This window comes from Enterococcus diestrammenae (genome assembly GCF_049384045.1).
In the GTDB taxonomy this organism is placed as follows: Bacteria; Bacillota; Bacilli; order Lactobacillales; family Enterococcaceae; genus Enterococcus_C; species Enterococcus_C diestrammenae.
In genome coordinates this window covers 261,497-279,007 of record NZ_JBMRGR010000001.1, presented here as the reverse complement: position 1 = coordinate 279,007, position 17,511 = coordinate 261,497, and the positions used below count along the sequence as shown (strand labels likewise).

Annotated in this window: 17 protein-coding genes; 1 reads left to right on the top strand and 16 read right to left on the bottom strand. The window is 44.3% G+C overall.

Annotation, left to right across the window (positions count from 1 at the left end; genetic code table 11):
* Positions 1-122: 122 nt before the first annotated feature.
* The 15 genes from ACO03U_RS01350 to ACO03U_RS01280 all read right to left on the bottom strand — a co-directional run bounded on the left by ACO03U_RS01350 (position 123) and on the right by ACO03U_RS01280 (position 13,885).
* The gene (locus tag ACO03U_RS01350) at positions 123-548 is read right to left on the bottom strand and encodes a F0F1 ATP synthase subunit epsilon (RefSeq protein WP_161869638.1); all 426 of its coding nucleotides are present in this window, start codon (positions 546-548) and stop codon (positions 123-125) included.
* A 35-nt stretch (positions 549-583) separates the two neighbouring features.
* A complete protein-coding gene (gene atpD / locus ACO03U_RS01345; RefSeq protein WP_161869639.1) occupies positions 584-1,990 on the bottom strand; it encodes a F0F1 ATP synthase subunit beta in 1,407 nt (468 codons plus the stop codon).
* A 324-nt stretch (positions 1,991-2,314) separates the two neighbouring features.
* Positions 2,315-3,217: a F0F1 ATP synthase subunit gamma gene (locus tag ACO03U_RS01340; protein WP_204684691.1), complete on the bottom strand. Its 903-nt coding sequence runs from the start codon at positions 3,215-3,217 to the stop codon at positions 2,315-2,317.
* Positions 3,218-3,384: 167 nt separating this feature from the next.
* Positions 3,385-4,944 (bottom strand): F0F1 ATP synthase subunit alpha, encoded by a 1,560-nt coding sequence (atpA, locus tag ACO03U_RS01335; protein ID WP_204684693.1) that lies wholly within the window; start codon positions 4,942-4,944, stop codon positions 3,385-3,387.
* A 168-nt stretch (positions 4,945-5,112) separates the two neighbouring features.
* On the bottom strand, positions 5,113-5,652 hold the full coding sequence (gene atpH, locus ACO03U_RS01330) for an ATP synthase F1 subunit delta (protein ID WP_161869642.1): 540 nt from the start codon (positions 5,650-5,652) through the stop codon (positions 5,113-5,115).
* Positions 5,639-6,163, bottom strand: coding sequence for a F0F1 ATP synthase subunit B (gene atpF, locus ACO03U_RS01325; RefSeq protein ID WP_161869643.1), 525 nt, complete (start codon positions 6,161-6,163; stop codon positions 5,639-5,641). The genes atpH and atpF overlap by 14 nt, the downstream gene beginning before the upstream one ends.
* Before the next feature lie 101 nt (positions 6,164-6,264).
* On the bottom strand, positions 6,265-6,477 hold the full coding sequence (gene atpE, locus ACO03U_RS01320; protein ID WP_161869654.1) for an ATP synthase F0 subunit C: 213 nt from the start codon (positions 6,475-6,477) through the stop codon (positions 6,265-6,267).
* 51 nt (positions 6,478-6,528) lie between these two features.
* Positions 6,529-7,257, bottom strand: coding sequence for a F0F1 ATP synthase subunit A (gene atpB, locus ACO03U_RS01315; protein WP_161869644.1), 729 nt, complete (start codon positions 7,255-7,257; stop codon positions 6,529-6,531).
* Between the two features lie 416 nt (positions 7,258-7,673).
* Positions 7,674-8,132, bottom strand: a complete 459-nt coding sequence (smpB, locus tag ACO03U_RS01310) for an SsrA-binding protein SmpB (RefSeq protein ID WP_161869645.1) — start codon at positions 8,130-8,132, stop codon at positions 7,674-7,676.
* A gap of 66 nt (positions 8,133-8,198) precedes the next feature.
* The gene (gene rnr / locus ACO03U_RS01305) at positions 8,199-10,604 is read right to left on the bottom strand and encodes a ribonuclease R (protein WP_204684973.1); all 2,406 of its coding nucleotides are present in this window, start codon (positions 10,602-10,604) and stop codon (positions 8,199-8,201) included.
* Complete coding sequence (locus ACO03U_RS01300; RefSeq protein WP_423104380.1) at positions 10,601-11,371, bottom strand: alpha/beta hydrolase; 771 nt, start codon at positions 11,369-11,371, stop codon at positions 10,601-10,603. Before ACO03U_RS01300 ends, rnr begins: the two co-directional genes overlap by 4 nt.
* Before the next feature lie 240 nt (positions 11,372-11,611).
* Positions 11,612-11,848, bottom strand: coding sequence for a preprotein translocase subunit SecG (gene secG / locus ACO03U_RS01295; protein ID WP_161869647.1), 237 nt, complete (start codon positions 11,846-11,848; stop codon positions 11,612-11,614).
* A gap of 208 nt (positions 11,849-12,056) precedes the next feature.
* Positions 12,057-12,332: a GNAT family N-acetyltransferase gene (locus ACO03U_RS01290; RefSeq protein ID WP_204684694.1), complete on the bottom strand. Its 276-nt coding sequence runs from the start codon at positions 12,330-12,332 to the stop codon at positions 12,057-12,059.
* Positions 12,333-12,410: 78 nt separating this feature from the next.
* Positions 12,411-12,674 (bottom strand): (4Fe-4S)-binding protein, encoded by a 264-nt coding sequence (locus ACO03U_RS01285; RefSeq protein WP_161869935.1) that lies wholly within the window; start codon positions 12,672-12,674, stop codon positions 12,411-12,413.
* A gap of 251 nt (positions 12,675-12,925) precedes the next feature.
* On the bottom strand, positions 12,926-13,885 hold the full coding sequence (locus tag ACO03U_RS01280) for an alpha/beta hydrolase (RefSeq protein ID WP_204684695.1): 960 nt from the start codon (positions 13,883-13,885) through the stop codon (positions 12,926-12,928).
* A gap of 308 nt (positions 13,886-14,193) precedes the next feature.
* Between ACO03U_RS01280 and spxB the strand changes: the two genes are divergently transcribed.
* The gene (gene spxB / locus ACO03U_RS01275) at positions 14,194-15,927 is read left to right on the top strand and encodes a pyruvate oxidase (protein WP_204684696.1); all 1,734 of its coding nucleotides are present in this window, start codon (positions 14,194-14,196) and stop codon (positions 15,925-15,927) included.
* 196 nt (positions 15,928-16,123) lie between these two features.
* Here the strand turns inward: spxB and ACO03U_RS01270 are convergent, their stop codons facing one another.
* Positions 16,124-17,143: a branched-chain amino acid aminotransferase gene (locus ACO03U_RS01270; RefSeq protein WP_204684697.1), complete on the bottom strand. Its 1,020-nt coding sequence runs from the start codon at positions 17,141-17,143 to the stop codon at positions 16,124-16,126.
* Between the last annotated feature and the right edge of the window lie 368 nt (positions 17,144-17,511).

Below are 17,511 nucleotides of genomic sequence, written 5' to 3'. Positions count from 1 at the left end.
GAAAAAAACATCTCGTGAATAATCACGAGATGTTTTTTGGATTAACACTATCGGATAGTCCCTTTAAAAGTTGCTATCTTCATCATGTACGCGGACTTACAAAGCCTGTCGCCGCGATTGAACTAACCATGTTTTGATACATTGATCCGGTTAATGGCACGATGCAAAGCGACAGTCGCCCGACGCAATTGATCGACATCTTCGGATTGTTTGGCTTCTTCGATCATTTTTTCTGCGCGAATCTTCGCCCGTTCTGCCCGGCTTACGTCAATATCCCGTTCCCGTTCAGCACTATCGGCGATGATGGAAACTACATCGTCGCGGACTTCTAGGATGCCGCCATTGACAGCGATCCAATCCACGTGAGTATCAGAATCCACCCGTTTAACACGGACTTCATCGATATCCAAAGGGGCGATAATCGGAGCATGGCGAGGCATGATCCCGATTTCCCCACTGACTAGTTTTGCTACAACGATTCGGGCATGGTGGTCGTAAACCAAACCATCAGGTGTTACCACATTCACGGTTAAGTATCTTTCTTCCATGGGCCACCTCTCCCTTCACTTCTTAGCGTCAGCTGTTAATAGCCCAGTTTTTTCGCTTTTTCTACGACGTCTTCAATTCGACCAACACTACGGAAGGCTTCTTCTGGGAGATCATCGTATTTCCCGTCTAAGATTTCAGCAAAGCCTTTGACGGTTTCTTCAACTGGCACATAAGATCCTGGTAAACCAGTAAATTGTTCAGCGACGTTAAAGTTTTGTGACAAGAAGAATTGAATCCGACGAGCCCGTGCAACGAGCACTTTTTCATCGTCAGATAGTTCATCCATCCCCAAAATAGCAATGATATCTTGCAATTCACGGTAACGTTGCAATGCATGTTGGACTTCTGTCGCCACGCGGTAATGCTCTTCACCGACGATTTCTGGTGTCAAGGCACTAGAAGATGACGCCAATGGATCCACGGCTGGATAAATCCCTTGTTCCGTCAATTTACGTTCCAAGTTGGTAGTTGAATCCAAATGGGCAAAGGCTGTCGCTGGCGCTGGGTCAGTATAGTCATCGGCTGGTACATAGATTGCTTGAATCGAGGTAATAGAACCTTTTTTAGTAGAAGTAATCCGTTCTTGCAATTGACCCATTTCAGTTGCCAAAGTTGGTTGGTAACCAACGGCTGATGGCATCCGACCTAACAAGGCAGATACTTCAGAACCGGCTTGGGTGAAACGGAAGATGTTGTCGATAAACAACAACACATCTTGTCCGGCTTCATCACGGAAGTATTCCGCAATAGTCAAACCAGTCAAGGCAACCCGCATCCGGGCACCAGGTGGCTCGTTCATTTGCCCGAACACCATGGCTGTTTTTTCGATAACGCCAGAATCCTTCATTTCATAGAAGAGGTCGTTCCCTTCACGAGTACGTTCACCAACACCGGTAAACACGGAAATCCCACCATGTTCTTGGGCGATGTTGTGAATCAATTCTTGGATTAAGACGGTTTTACCAACTCCGGCACCACCGAAGAGGCCGACTTTCCCACCTTTTAGGTAAGGGGCTAACAAGTCGATTACTTTAATCCCAGTTTCCAAAATTTCGGTACTGGTACTTAATTCGTCAAAAGCTGGGGCGCTTTTATGGATACCACTCCGAGGCGCATCAGCAGGAAATGGTGCCTCCATATCGATGGTATCGCCTAATACGTTGAACACACGACCAAGCGTGTCTTGTCCAACTGGTACGGAGATGGCACTGCCAGTATCGACAACTTCCATCCCTCGTTGCAGACCGTCTGTAGATTCCATAGCGATGGTACGAATCACTCCATCACCTAGCTCCAATGCTGCTTCCAAGACGATCCTAGTCTTTTGTTCATCGTTTCGATACACCACGAGGGCGTTATTGATATCCGGTAATGACTGATCCAATGAGAATTCCACGTCGACAACGGGACCGATGACTTGAACAATCTTGCCTGAACTCATGTGTTTTCCTCCTTGCTTAGTGTGCTTGGATGGGTAGCTCTGAAGATGAGTAGTAAAAACGAATAATCATGGTGGTGCTTTGCCACCCTGATTGTTTGGGCTTACTACCGATTCTTCAACCCATTCAAGCCTTCCTTGCTTAGTGTGCTTTGGGGCGTCGCTTAGAAAGTGAGTGATCAAAACGAAGCAACTAGGTTGGCGGTTTTTGCCAACTTATTGCTTTGAGCTTATCAAACTTTCTACGTCTCAAAGCTTGTTTTACTTCTTGTTGCGCGAATGGTGTTTAAGCGGTTGGCTTCCCCCATCACTGCACAAGTTTGTCTGTTACTCTAGGGCAGCTGCCCCGGCAACAATTTCGGTAATTTCTTGGGTAATGGCACCTTGACGCGCTCGGTTATAAGAGATTGTCAGATCACCAATAATATTCTTGGCGTTGTCGGTAGCGGTTTTCATCGCTGTCATTCCGGCAGCGTGTTCAGCTGTTTTGGCATCCACAATCGCGCCATAAATCAAACTTTCGGCATACTGTGGCAACAATTGATCCAAAATCGCTTCTTTTGAAGGTTCGAAAAGATATTCTTGCTCATAGCTTTCCGCTTCATCTGGATCCAAGTCAGAGATGGGGAGCATTTTTTCAACCCGGAACTGATTGGTCAGTGAATTGATATGATGGTTATAACAAACATATAGCTCATCAAACACTTCATTTTGATACATAGTAGTGGCCATCGTCACGATCTTGCGAACTTCTTCAAAGCCTGGCTGATCCGAGAGGTTTCGCAATTCATAAGCCAACTCGATGCCCCGAGCTTTGAAGAAATCCGCTCCAGTAGCACCGATGGCAATCATCACGTAGTCCTCTTGTGAATCATGGTCATCTTTGAGCATGGACATCATCTGCTTCAATATCGAACTGTTGTAACCACCGACTAGTCCACCGTCAGAAGTAATCACGATGTAGCCGGTTTTTTTAACAGGACGACTGATGAGCATGCTGTTGTAATTGACACCATCTTGCACGTTATTGGTGTAGATATCTGTCAATTCTTGAGCGGTCATATGAGTGACGACTTCCCGCACTTTTTGTGCATAGACCTGAAAATCTCGGGAATTACTCTCGGATTTCGTCAATTTTGAAGCCGACACCATTTGCATGGCATTGGTAATTTGACTGGTCTTTTTGGTGGAAGCGATGCGCTGCTTGATCTCATTCAAGGAAGCACCCATGTCCAATCACTCCTTTCTCATACTAATGATGTGATTTTCACAAAAATCACTTCTATTTTCGAGCCGTATACCATTCGACTAGATTATACATGCAAGTCGAACTGGCATCCTTTCTCATACTAATGATGTGATTTTCACAAAAATCACTTTTTCCACCTACTGACGGATTAACGATCAGCTTCGATGGTTTTCATTTTTTCTTGAGCGGTAGCCGTCCGACTATTAGAAGCCATGAAGAGGTCTTTGGCTTCTTTAATCGCCGCATCTAATTTTTCGTTGTCTGGCAGATCTTTCGTAGAGCGAATCGTTTCAAACAAGTCATTGTGATTTGCTTCGATTTGTTCAAATAAGAATTCTTGGAAATCCAAGACTTTCCCTACTGGAATACTGTCGATAAAGCCGTGGGTCAAGGCGTACAAAATAACGACTTGTTTTTCCACTGCCAATGGATTGTGAAGTTTTTGTTTCAAGACTTCCACGGTCCGGCGACCACGATTCAATTTGGCTTGTGTCGCTTGGTCCAAATCAGAACCAAACTGTGTGAAGGCTTCTAATTCACGGTAACTAGCCAAGTCCAAACGCAACGTACCAGCAACTTTCTTCATCGCCTTAATTTGCGCAGAACCCCCTACACGGGATACAGACAACCCAGCATCAATGGCTGGACGCGTTCCGGCATAGAACAAATCACTTTCCAAGAAGATTTGACCGTCAGTGATAGAAATAACGTTGGTTGGAATATAAGCAGAAATATCTCCAGCTTGTGTTTCAACAAATGGCAAGGCAGTCATCGAACCGCCACCCAGTTCATCAGATAATTTCGCAGCCCGTTCCAAAAGACGAGAATGCAAGTAGAAAACATCCCCTGGGTAAGCTTCACGACCTGGTGGACGACGTAACAGCAAGGATAATTCACGGTAAGCAACGGCTTGTTTTGATAAGTCATCGAATACGATCAACACATGTTTGCCGTTATACATAAATTCTTCACCCATCGCAGTCCCAGCATAAGGTGCAATGTAGAGCATTGGTGCTGGTTGAGATGCGCCGGCAGAAACAACAATTGTGTAATCCATCGCACCATAACTGCGCAATGTTTCCACTTGAGCCCGGACAGTTGAGTCTTTTTGACCGATAGCGACATAGATACAGATCATGTCTTGGCCTTTTTGGTTGATGATGGCATCGATGGCGATGGAAGTTTTACCTGTTTTCCGGTCACCAATGACCAGTTCCCGTTGACCACGACCGATTGGTACCAAGGCATCGATGGCTTTTAAACCAGTTTGCATTGGTTCAGAAACGGATTTCCGTTGCATAACCCCTGGTGCCATTGCTTCAACTGGACGGAATTTATCCGTATTGATTGGACCTAAACCATCGATTGGTTGGCCCAAAGGATTTACGACCCGGCCAATCATTGCGTCCCCAACCGGAACTTCCATGATTTTGCCAGTCCGTTTTACTTTGTCACCTTCACGAATGGATTCAAAATCCCCTAAGATGATAATCCCGACATCATTTGTTTCTAAGTTTTGTGCCATACCGAATGCGCCGTTGGAAAACTCCAACAACTCACCACTCATGGCGTTTTCCAAACCGTGAGCCCGTGCGATACCATCCCCTACGTAGGTGACAGTGCCGACTTCTTCAACTGAAAGCTCACTTTGGTAATTTTTTATTTGCTCTTTAATCAAAGCGCTGATTTCTTCAGCTTTGATGGCCATTCGATTCACCTCTTCTTACCTAATGTGCTAAAAAGCGTTGCCCAGAAAGTGAGTGATAAGAATGAAATACCACAGTGACGTTCTTGGTCACGTGGGATTTTAGGCTTATCACCGAACTTTCTACGCTTTTTAGCCGAAATACCTAATGTGCTGCTTCACTGAAACAGCTTATTTTAATAAGTCACGCAGCTTTGCCAATTGAGCGGCAACACTACCATCGATGACCCGATCTTGGACTTCCACTACCACGCCACCAACGATTTGGGGATCGACTTTTGCAGTCAATTGGGCTGTTTCGTAACCAAGACGTTTAGCAACAGACGCTTCCAGACGACTCTTTTGTTCAGAACTCATAGCTACCGCAGTAGTCACCGTTCCTAAAATCAAGCCTTTTTCTTCATCGTAGCGCAGTTCATAGTCGTCAATAATCAATGGCACATCCGCCATACGATTGTAACGATCGGCTACTAATAGGAAGTTTTTTACAAGACCGTCGAATCCGGCAGTCAAGTGTCCGAGCAGTTGCTTTTTCGCTGCGAGATCTAGGCGGACATCACTGAGCATGTTGCCTAGATCAGGGATTTCTTGATAAATCTGACGTAGTTTCAACAAATCTTGATAGACTGCCTCCGACTGATTCTCTTCTGCCGCCAGTTCGAAGAGAGCTTTGCCGTAACGTTTGCCCACCGTGTGCTTATTTAGCTTCATGTTGAGAACCTAGGCCTTCAATGTATTGATCAATCAATGATTCATGAGTATCAGCAGAAAGTTCCTTATTCAAGATCTTGGCTGCGATTTGGAGAGAAAGTTCAGCCACATCATCTTTAACTGATGTTAAGGCATTTTCTTTTTCCATTTCGATATCCACTTGAGCTTTTGACTTCAAGCGGGAAACCTCTTCTTTGGTTTCCTCCAAGATTTTTTGACGGCTGGCTTCTCCACTGTCCTTGGCAGTCTTGATGATCCCAGCTGCTTCAGATTGAGAAGCCATCAGTTTTTGCTGACGCTCTTCTTCCATCTTTGCCGCTTTGATACGAGACTGCTCGGCTGAATCTAAATCATTGGCGATTTGATCTTCACGTTTTTTCATTATTTCGGTGATCGGTCCCCAGGCGAATTTCTTCAAGAGGGCCAACAGGATCAAAAACGATCCAGTGACGACCACCATGCTAGAGATTGTTGTATTGGTAATCTCTGCAAGTACCAAATGATCCAGCATACGCTTGTGCTCCTTTACTTAGGATTAACTCGTGCCCGATTAAAGCACTCAAAAAAGCGAAAGACAAATTTTATAACGTTGACTTCCGCTCCTATAGTCTTCTACATCAATACGAGAATAAAAGCAATTACGATACCCAAGATAGGCACAGCTTCAACTAGGGCAACCCCGATAAACATTGTTGAACGTAATTGACCTGCAATTTCAGGTTGGCGTGCCATGGATTCCAAAGTTTGTGAAATAACACGTCCATTACCATAACCGGCACCGATTGCGGCACCTAATACTGCGATTGCTGCTGCGATTGAATTCAAGTCCATAATTTTCTTCCTCCATTTAAATAAACATTTTTGTGTTGTAACGCATTAGTGTTCTGATTCCACCTTGTGGCTCATAAATACCATCGACAAAGTGACGAATACATAAGCTTGGATTGCACCAATAAACAGTGAGAACCCAATCCAAATCATCTCCAGTGGCATGACGATTGGCAATGACCACCAGCCCAAACTGTTTGCCATTGAGACGATCAATCCCAATAAGACTTCACCGGCATAGATGTTCCCATAGAGACGTAAGCCCAAGGTGATTACATTGGTAAACTCTTCGATAATCTTGATCGGTAACAAGAAGGATACCGGCTCCAAGAAGGAGTTTTTGATGTAACCACGAAATCCAAATTTTTGAACTCCGAAGAAATGAGTGATGACGATCATCATCATGGCTAATGACATGGTCACAATCGGATCAGCTGTGGGACTCTTCCAAAAGGAAAATTCTTGCCCCCCTCGATCGATTGCCAGCTTAGTGATCAGCCCGATTTCGTTGGCAACAAAGATAAACAAAAACAACGTTACCGACATCAAATGAAAATTGTTGACTTCTTTAGTTGAAAGATTGTCTTTCAAGATGCCCCGTACAAAATCGATTAACCATTCAATCACATTTTGCTTTCCTTTTGGCCGCAATTGTAAATTCCGTGTACAAAAGAAGACAAAAGCAAATACGATAACACACGACAATAACGTCATTGACACGACCGTTCCATCAAACCAGACTGGACCTATGTGGAACATCCAGGATTTTTCTTCCAAATTCCTCACCTCTTTTCCTGCAATTTTCCTCAATCTCTTTTGGTAATGAATAATGCCAAAATGCTTTAAGGCGGATAACCAATGGAATCATACCACCATGAAAAGAAAATTTCAAAGTATTTTCACGAAAATTAGACAAAGTCACTATTTTGCCGAGTTTTCTCTAAAATCCCTTGAAAACTACTGAGAAATCCAACTTTTTTGGTAGGGCCTTCATCGTTGGAAAAACCACCTCCAATTGACTAAATGCTACCAAAAAGGGCGATTTTAATAAAGTAATATCCCTCAAATGTCGTGGATTTTTTATGAGTATTTCATGAGGAAAAATTCGTTTTTAACTTAATTTAAGCGCTGTTTTCGACAGATCTTTCCTTTTATTAGAAAATTCTATCGATAAAACTTTCTGATAAGTATTATTAACGATTTTTCAAGGCCCGAGAAATCTGCCGTTCTTGGTCTTTTCGTTTCAAGGTTTCTCGTTTGTCGTATTGCTTTTTCCCTTGAGCCAAGCCGATTAAAACCTTGGCATAGCCATCTTTTAAATAGACTTTCAAAGGGACCACCGTCATTGAGGCTTGTTTCATTTCGCCATAGAGACGATCAATCTGCTTGCGATGCAACAACAGTTTGCGGGTCCGCAGGGGATCGTGGTTAAAAATATTCCCTTGTTCGTAGGGACTGATATGGACATTGTAAAGATACGCCTCGCCATTGCGAATCCGGACAAAACCATCTTTCAAGTTGATGCGACTATTGCGAATGGATTTGATTTCGGTTCCTTGCAAGACGATGCCGGCCTCGATGGTATCGACAATCGTGTAATCGTGCCGGGCTTTTTTATTTTGGGCAATTAGTTTGCCTTCGCCTTTTGGCATCGGGATTCCTCCTACTCCATGGCGCCAATCGCAACGAAGGTTCATTTACGTTAGCGCCATTACTTCTTATTTATGGCCTTTTTTGATTCCTTTATAAAATGGTTTCTTGTTTTTGCGGCCTTTATTGGCTTTTTTACGAGCCTCATTGCTTTTTTTAGCTCCCCGGTTATTTTGATTACCGGATTTATTGCTGGCTTTTGCTTTAGCAGACTGTTCGGCTTTTTTACCGTTGTTTTGTTGCCGCTGTTGTTTTTCATTTTTACGGCGTCGTTTACGATTGGCTTGCGGACGTTGGACTGGGGTAACTTCTTCGGCTGTCACCAACTCAAAATCAATGTCATTGGTAACCGGGTCAGCCTTGACGACTTTGACCCGAACTTTTTGACCAATCTTAAAGGTCAGTCCCGTGCGTTCCCCTACCAAAACCAATTGTGTTTCCATAAAATGGAAATAATCTTGCTTCAAAGCGTTGATGTGAATCAAGCCTTCGATGGTGTTGGGTAATTCGATAAACAAGCCAAATTTGACGACGGAGCTAACCACCCCATCAAACTCTTCTCCCACGTGTTGAGCCATGTATTCGGCTTTCTTCATGGCATCCACTTCCCGTTCACAATCCACCGCTCGCCGCTCCATTTGTGAAGCTTGAACCGCAATTTCTGGCAATTTTGCTGCCCAAGCTTGTTGTCGGGCTAGACTTTTATCTTCGGAATACGAGCGAATCAGGCGATGGACGATCAAATCCGGGTAACGACGAATCGGTGACGTAAAATGAGTGTAATAATCTGCAGCTAAGCCATAATGTCCCAAGTTTTCTTCAGAGTATTTGGCTTGTTGCATGGATCGCAGCAACATTTTATTCACCACAAAAGATTCTGGTTTAGTCGCCACATCTTCTACGATTTTTTGCAAATCTTTCGGAGTAATGCTGCCTTTAGTGGTCTTGACGACGAGCCCTAACGTCGAAGCAAAATCAAAGAAACGCCGGAGTTTATCTTCTTTCGGTTCTTCATGGATTCGGTAGATAAAAGGGAGGTGCTGACGATTGAAATGTTCTGCCACCGTTTCATTAGCAGCTAGCATAAAGGATTCAATCAAACGTTCCCCCAACCCCCGTTCTCGCAACAGAATGTCTTGAGGGTGGCCTTCTTCATCCACCACTACTTTGGCTTCGCGATCTTCGAAAGAAACGGCTCCTCGCCGGATACGCTTTGTTTCTAAAATCTGATGCAGTTCTGCCATTGATTGAAACATCGGTACTAAGTCACGGTAGCGTTCCATCGTGGCGGGGTTTTGCTCTTCTAAAATTTGATTCACCGCAGTATACGTCATGCGCTCCGTCGTTTGGATAAGGCTAGCAAAAATATCGTGAGCGACCACGTTTCCTTGTCCATCGATTTCCATCTCGCAACTCATAGTCAACCGAGGAACATGGGGATTTAACGAACAGATGCCATTAGACAGCCGCTGAGGAATCATGGGAATCACCCGATCTGTCAAATAAACACTCGTCCCTCGCTCAAAGGCTTCACCATCTAACGGACTATCTTCGGTGACATAATAAGAAACATCGGCAATATGGACGCCTAAGAAAAAGTTGCCATTGGCCAGTTTGCGAACGGCGACCGCATCATCCAAATCCTTAGCGTCTTCTCCATCAATGGTGACGATTTGTTGATTCCGTAAGTCACGGCGCTCTGGAAAGTCCGCTGGATCAATGCTATCAGGGACTTGATCTGCCTGCTGCAAAACAGCTGGTGGAAACTCCACTGGAATTCCATGAGCCACCACGATGGCCAAGATATCCATCCCTGGATCATTTTTATGCCCTAAAACCGACTTCACTAAACCTTCCAAACTGGTGGCATAACCTTTTTCAGGATAATGGGTAATTTCCACCAACACGATGGCTCCATCTACTGGGCGGATTCCCTCTGCTGCAATCATGACTTGGAGTTCCGCTTGCTTTTTATCCTTTGGTTTTACCACACCATATAAATCCGTTTCCGCGATTTCTTCTTCCGAAAATACACTAAATTCCCCAACAATCTGGGTAACTCCTCGTTTAAGGATTTCCACCACTTGCCCTTCTGGACCTTTTTCAGCAAAAAGGTTCGCCGCTGCAGTGATGTCCACCGCTACCGTATCTCCGTCCATGGCATAGCCGGTAGCACCTTTGGGAATATAGATATCTTCTTCTTCCTCATCGTAATGAACAAAGCCAAAGCCCCGCTCATTGGCGCGAAAGGTACCTTCCAACAGCACTTGTGGTTCTGGTAATTTCAGTTTTCCTTTTTTGGTAAAAAGCAAACTACCTTCTCGTTCCATCGCTGCGACAGTTTGGACCAAGGCTTTGAAATCCGCACTTTTTTGTAAGCCTAGACCGGCTGCTACCTCTTCCACGGAAAAACTCTTTTTAGTTTGTTCCTGGAGATAGTGCCTAATTTTTTCTTTTAGATTTTCCTTCACTATTTTTCCTCATTCCAAGGTAAATTTTCAATAAAGTTCAGCACAGTTTGCTCAAATTGTTGATGAACAGGATCGACAGTGATGACGTGGCCACTTTCGGCAAACCAATGAAAACTAACATCTGTTTGCTGTAAGGCTTCAAGGGTTTGAAAAGCGGTGGCAGCTGAAATCAGCTCATCTTTTCCTCCTTGAGCAATGTAAACTGGCACACGCAACTGTTGCAATTTCGTCGCCACTTCGGCACCTAATTCTTCTATCCCTTGCATCTGTTGTTGCTGAAGCTCTTTTACTTTCGTTAACCGTTGTTGCCTCTCCTCGGTTGGGAGCTCTGCCACTTGATATACTTGTTGGGCGTATTTCAAGAAATTTTCGGGGACATTGTTTTCATTTTTAAACAAGGGCGAGCAGAATACCCCTCCGCCAAGCAAAGGTAGAGTTGCTTGAGCCAACGCGTCCATCGCTAAAATTCCACCCATGGACAAGCCAAATACCGCCACTTCATCACAATCCTGTGCCAATGTAGCTAACGCATCGCTGACATCTTCCCGCCACTGCTGCACCGATACTTGCACAATTTCCAAAGGTTCCATCGTCCCGTGACCGGTTAACATCGGCGCTGAGACCGTGTACTGATGCTTTTCTAACAAACGACAAAGCATGCGCACATCATTGGGGCTTCCTGAGTAAGCATGTAAAAGCAAAATTCCCCGACGACTTTTTTTCACATAAAAAGGTCTGGGAAGACTAGGTTTTCGTTGCATTTTTTTCATCACCTCGCACCTTTCATTCTACCATATTCAAACAGAAATATCGGCAAAAAGGCTAAGCCACTGCACCTGCATCTTTACTAAAGTCTTTAGTTAAAAACAAGCTTGTCCACTGATAACTAGCCTATTAGAAAAGCTAGAGACATTCTTTCATTCCGAAGAGGACTAGTTTCTGAAGCCAAACATACCTTAATCTATTAAAAAACCGTGACCTCCACATGGCGAAGTCACGGTAGCTTGGTCTTATTTTGATGACATATAGGCTAAGACGAACAGCAAGATCATCCATATTGCGCCCATGATTGCGGTAGCACGCTGCATCACGGCTTCAAACCCGCGAGCTTTTTGCTTACCAAACAATTCTCCAGCCCCGCCGGAAAAAGCACTGGCTGCACTATTTTGTTTACTTGGTTGCATCATGATAGCGATGATGATCACCACCGATAAAATAATGGTCACTGCCAATAAAAATTCATACATTCAGCTTTAGCTCCCTTCATTGCAAAATCACTCTAGTATACTTTATCATATCCCATGTCGTTTGGCTATCATCAATCCCACAACTAATCGAAAAATGCATTCAGAAAAGCCGAACTTCCTTTGATAGTCATCTTTTGAGTGGCCTACACTTTGATACTAAAAAAGGAGCCTGTCGACACAGGCTCCCACGAAAATGTTTTATAAAATTTTACTTGCGCAAGACATCTTGATACTCACTTTTTTCGGCGAATTCTTTTTTGGCGAAGGGACACAATGGAATAATTTTCAAATGGTCGCGACGGGCTTTTTCTACACCAGCTGCTACCAATTGTTCCGCGTAACTATGGCCACGATAAGCTGGATCAACGAAAGTATGATCGATAATGATCATTTCATCTCCTGCATTGGACCAAGTCATTTCACCGATTTCTTCTCCTGTATCATTGTACAAAGCAAAACGATTTTGTTCTTCTTTGATTTCCATAGCTGATTCCTACTTTCTACTCAATCGTTTTAATTCTAAGCAAGCCGTTCCTAAGGCCAGACATCGTTCGTCTCAGAATTATTTGCGAACAAATTTTAAGGCACCCGTCGGACAAGTGTTGATTACTTGGGCATCATTTTCGGCAGTACCATTGTCCGGAATGATCCAAGGTCTGCGTCCTACTTCAAAGACGGCTGAATTGCCCCGCACGCAGTTGCCGACATGGGCGCAAATGTCCTTATTATAATAAATATCGATGGTTTCACCGGTATACTTCCGGTAGCCCTTTGCTAATAACTCTTCTTCGGTTGTTAATTTTCCGCCAATCTTATTTCCTTCCACAATACTTCCTCCTTTTGGTATGTAACCAAGGTTTACGGGACCTGCTATTGGTCGTTTCTTTGTCCCACTGGTGAATCAAAGGAGCGACACTAAATGCCGACCTCAAGCCTGTTGGTTTACTCTTAGTTTATCAGGGGTCAATAAATCACACAAGTAATTGTACCTTAAGCAAAGTCACCCCCCCTTAGAACCTAAAGCACTTCACGTTTATTGTTTCGTAAAAAACAAGTCAGCGTTCATTGTCGAAAAAATTAGTCTAACCCATATTTTTCGATAAAAGCTATTACCGTCTGCCAATACAGGCTGGCTGCCTTTTCTTTGGCTTCCAAATGACCGCAGCCCTCAAATAGTCGGCATTCTTTGGGACCCGCTGTCGCTCGTAATAACGTCTCCATTTCTTTTGCCGCAATAAAGCGATCTTCCTCGCCGTGGAGCAACAAAATCGGCAAATGATTGCTACCCAGCTGCCGGGTGACAGAGGCTTGGATTAGAGAATAACCGATTTTGCGACGGGCATACCGGTTGGCCAGTACCATAAAGCGATTCACTGGGTATTTGGTGTATTTTCGCAACAACCATTTAAATTCACTATAAACTGAAGTATAAGCACTATCAGAAATAATCAGTTTGACGTTATCCGGCAGTTTTTCCCCACTGGCCATCAAGGCTGCCGCACCACCGATGGAACAACCGTGTAAAATAATCTGGGCTTGGGGCTCTCGCTGACAAATTTGCTCAATCCACTGGACTAAATCCAAACGATCCAACCAACCCATTCCGATAATTTCGCCTTGACTCCGACCGTGGCCCCGTAAATCTGGGACTAGGACATTGTAGCCTTCTTCATAATAATGCTGAGCCACATCCGCCATGTCTTGAAAACCAGTACTACGATAACCGTGAAGGGCAATCACCCATGAGGGACTAGCCGTTTTCTGGACAAAAGCCGCTGCCACGAGGGTTAGCCGATCTGGCGTTTCAATCCGCCACGTGTGTTCCTGAAGCCAAAAATCCGCGTGACTGGCCTGATGTTCGCTAGTTCGCCTTTCCCAACCAGGGTTGATTAAAGCCGCCCCCTCTGTGGCAAACCACTGATTACTTCTTTGGACCGCCCCGTCAACGAAAAACTTAACCCAGCGCTTCAAATAGAGCCAGCCAATCCCACTGATAATCACCATCACCATGATAATTAGCACGAACCATTTCCACATAATCTTTCATCCTATCTTTCATTGCAACTGACTTTCCAGCAGCTTCTTGTTGTTTATATACCTTAGCTCAGTTAGAGAGATTTCCTTTCTCTCACCAAAGATTTTGTCTCAAGCCAATTCTTTTCAAGTGTATCATGCTTTTTTTGCGACACAAAAATAAAAGCCACTGATTTTACAAGGACTTAAGCTTTCAGACGGATTTAATGTCGAAATTTTTGCTGGAAACCAATATTTTGAAGTTTTCTATCGAAGGTCTTACAATTAAGAAGTAATGAGTTTTTTAAAATACTTTGAAAGAAGTGAACGTTATGTCAACAATCCATGCAGGTGTTGCAATGTTGAAGGTAATGGAAGCTTGGGGAATCGATCATATATACGGTATTCCTGGCGGGTCCTTTAACTCGACGATGGACGCTTTGTACAAAGAACAAGAACACATTCAATACATCCAGGTGCGCCACGAAGAAGCTGGTGCTCTAGCTGCTGCTGCAGATGCGAAACTCACTGGCAAAATTGGTGCTGTTTTTGGTTCGGCAGGTCCGGGAGCGACTCATCTCATCAATGGCTTATACGATGCGCAAATGGATCACGTCCCCGTTTTGGCATTGCTAGGACAAGTGGCCACTACTTCGATGAACTATCATGCTTTCCAAGAGCTTAACGAAAATCCCCTCTTCGCCGATGTCAGTGTCTACAATCGCACCGTGATGACCGCCGAAAGTCTCCCCCATGTGGTGGAAGAAGCCATCAAAGCTGCCTATCAACATTCAGGTGTTGCCGTGGTCACCATTCCAGTCGATCTAGGTTTTGCAGAAATCGCTGATAATTACCAAACTACAGCGGAAATGCGGCAAACAAGTTTGCCGCAATTGGATGAAACACAGTTGCAAAAAGCTTTACCGCTAATCAAAGCTGCCCAACGCCCCATCTTATTTATCGGACAAGGATTACGGGGGCATTTTGCAGAAATTAAAGCTTTTTCTGAGCATTTCAGTATGCCTATCATCAACGCTGTGTTGGCAAAAGGTATTGTGCCCGATCGCTATGAGAATTATCTTGGCTCCTCTGCCAGAGTTGCCACCAAACCTGCCAATGAAGCCGCTGCTAGTGCGGATTTAGTCGTCTATGTAGGTACCGATATGCCCTTCACGCAAAATGTCGTAAATCCCGAGGCCAAGTTTATTCAAATTGATATTGATGCTTCTAAATTTGGTCGGCGCCATAAAGTCGATGTGGCAATTCTCGGCGACGGCGGCGAAGCTTTGCAGCGCTTAGTGGCCCTGGGCGAACCTCGTCCAAAAGATGACTGGCTAACAGCTAATCAAGAAAACATCAAAAACTGGCATGCTTGGCGCCACAGTTTTGATACGTTTGACGAAGGGATTGGTTTACGCCCCGAACCGGTTTATGCAGAGGTCAACCGGATCGCAAAAGAAGATGCCCTCTTTGTGGTAGATGTCGGTAATGTCACCACCCACTCTGTCCGTCATTTGGAGTTGAATGGTCAACAAGCCTTCACAACTTCCGGTTGGTTTGCGACTATGGGTTACGGTGTACCTGGAGGAATTGCTGCCCAGCTAAGTTTTCCTCAGAAGCAAGTGTTCACTTTTTCTGGAGATGGTGGCTATGCAATGAACCTCTCAGATATCATTACCCAAGTGAAATATCATTTACCAATCATCAATGTCGTCTTGACCAACGATAGCTTTGGGTTTATCCAAGCAGAGCAAGAAACCACTAATACCGCCTTGTTTGGTGTCGATTTGGCAGATGCCGATTTTGGTAAAGCCTCTGAAGCCTTAGGAGCTCAAGGATTTACCGTCAGAACTATGGCTGAGTTACGTCCTGCGTTTGAAGCTGCGGCAAAAACAGTGGATCGTCCAGTGGTTATCGAAGTTAAAATCAAAAATGAAGATCCATTACCAGTCGAGGCCTTGCAACTGGATCCTGCCAAATTTACCGCTGCAGAAATCAGTGCCTTTAGCGAGCGTTATCACGTCCACGATATGCCGACTTTAAGCGAGTTATTAGCGAAGAAATAAAGTCCTTGTGCTGATAAAAAATGATTTGATAAGTTTTTTTGGGGTCAGAAAGCGATAGTGCTCTGTCTTTACACCTGACACATCTTCCCAAAAGACGTCCTCGGACAGAAAGCCATCTACATTTGTAGCTTTCTGTCTCCCAATAAAAAAGTGCCCGTCAGTTGGATGAGCACTTTTTTTACTTCTTCATTCTGTTTTATGGCGTCACCGTCTGAATCCATCCCGGTGGTGCCGCAATATCACCAAATTGAATCCCAGTCAATTCATCATAGAGTCGATGCGTTACCGGTCCAACTTCGGTTTCCGAATAAAAAACATGGAAGGTATCCCCATACTGAATCCCGCCGATAGGACTGATTACCGCTGCTGTACCACAAGCACCGGCTTCAGTAAAACGATTAAGATCAGCAATCGGACAATCCCCTTCAAGGACTTTCATTCCCAAACGATTCTCTGCCAAATACAGGAGGGAAAACTTCGTGATACTTGGCAAAATCGAGGGCGACTTCGGAGTAATAAATTCATTAGCGGCAGTGATTCCGAAGAAGTTTGCCGAACCTACTTCTTCAATCTTGGTATGGGTTTCCGGATCTAAATAGATACAATCAGAAAAATTTCCTTCTTGGGCTTCTGCTCCTGGCAACAAGCTAGCTGCATAATTTCCGCCAACTTTGGCTGCCCCGGTTCCCTGAGGTGCCGCTCGATCGTATTCCGAGACGATAAAATTCGTAGGTGCCAAACCACCTTTGAAATAAGCCCCCACTGGTGTACAAAAGACCAAGAAAATGTATTCCGAAGCTGGGTGTACTCCGATATTTTCCCCGACGCCTATCAATAGTGGCCGCAAATACAACGTCGCTCCACTACCATAAGGAGGAACATAGGCTTCATTGGCCTTGACCGTTTCATGAATCCCTTTTAAAAACAATTCCTCTGGCACCATCGGCATCAGCAAACGCCGCGCGCTACGGTTCATTCGTTGACTGTTTTGATCCGGGCGAAACAAATTGATCTGACCATCTTTACGACGATAGGCTTTCAACCCTTCAAAACATTGTTGGCCATAATGCAACGCCGGTGAGCCTTCGTGAATATGCAAAATATTATCTTCAATCAATTCCCCTTCGTCCCAAGCGCCATTTTTCCAATGAGCAATAAAACGATACGGCGTCTTAATATATGAAAACCCCAACTCATCCCACTTGATATCTACCATGTGATTCCCTCCCGTCTATTGCTAATATGGTACTACACAATCATTTCTTTGTCATGAAAATATTTTTAAAATTTTCAGATTATTGTAAACTATAATTCTCGAGATGACATTCCTCGAAAACAGACAAGCCACTCTAGCGCTAAAATCACCCTGAAAACCGTTTTGAAAGGGCACAGTGTCCAAGCACATTTGCTCCCCAACTAGTCACCGAGTTTTCGAAACGCTCTTCCTCGAAAACAGACAAACCACACTACCGCCCAGCTCACCCTGAAAAACCAAAAAAAGCCTGCAAGGATTTCTCCTCACAGGCTCCCATACAGACGTTCATTTAACAAATAATTACTTTATTTTCTCCATCCCTTAATCCC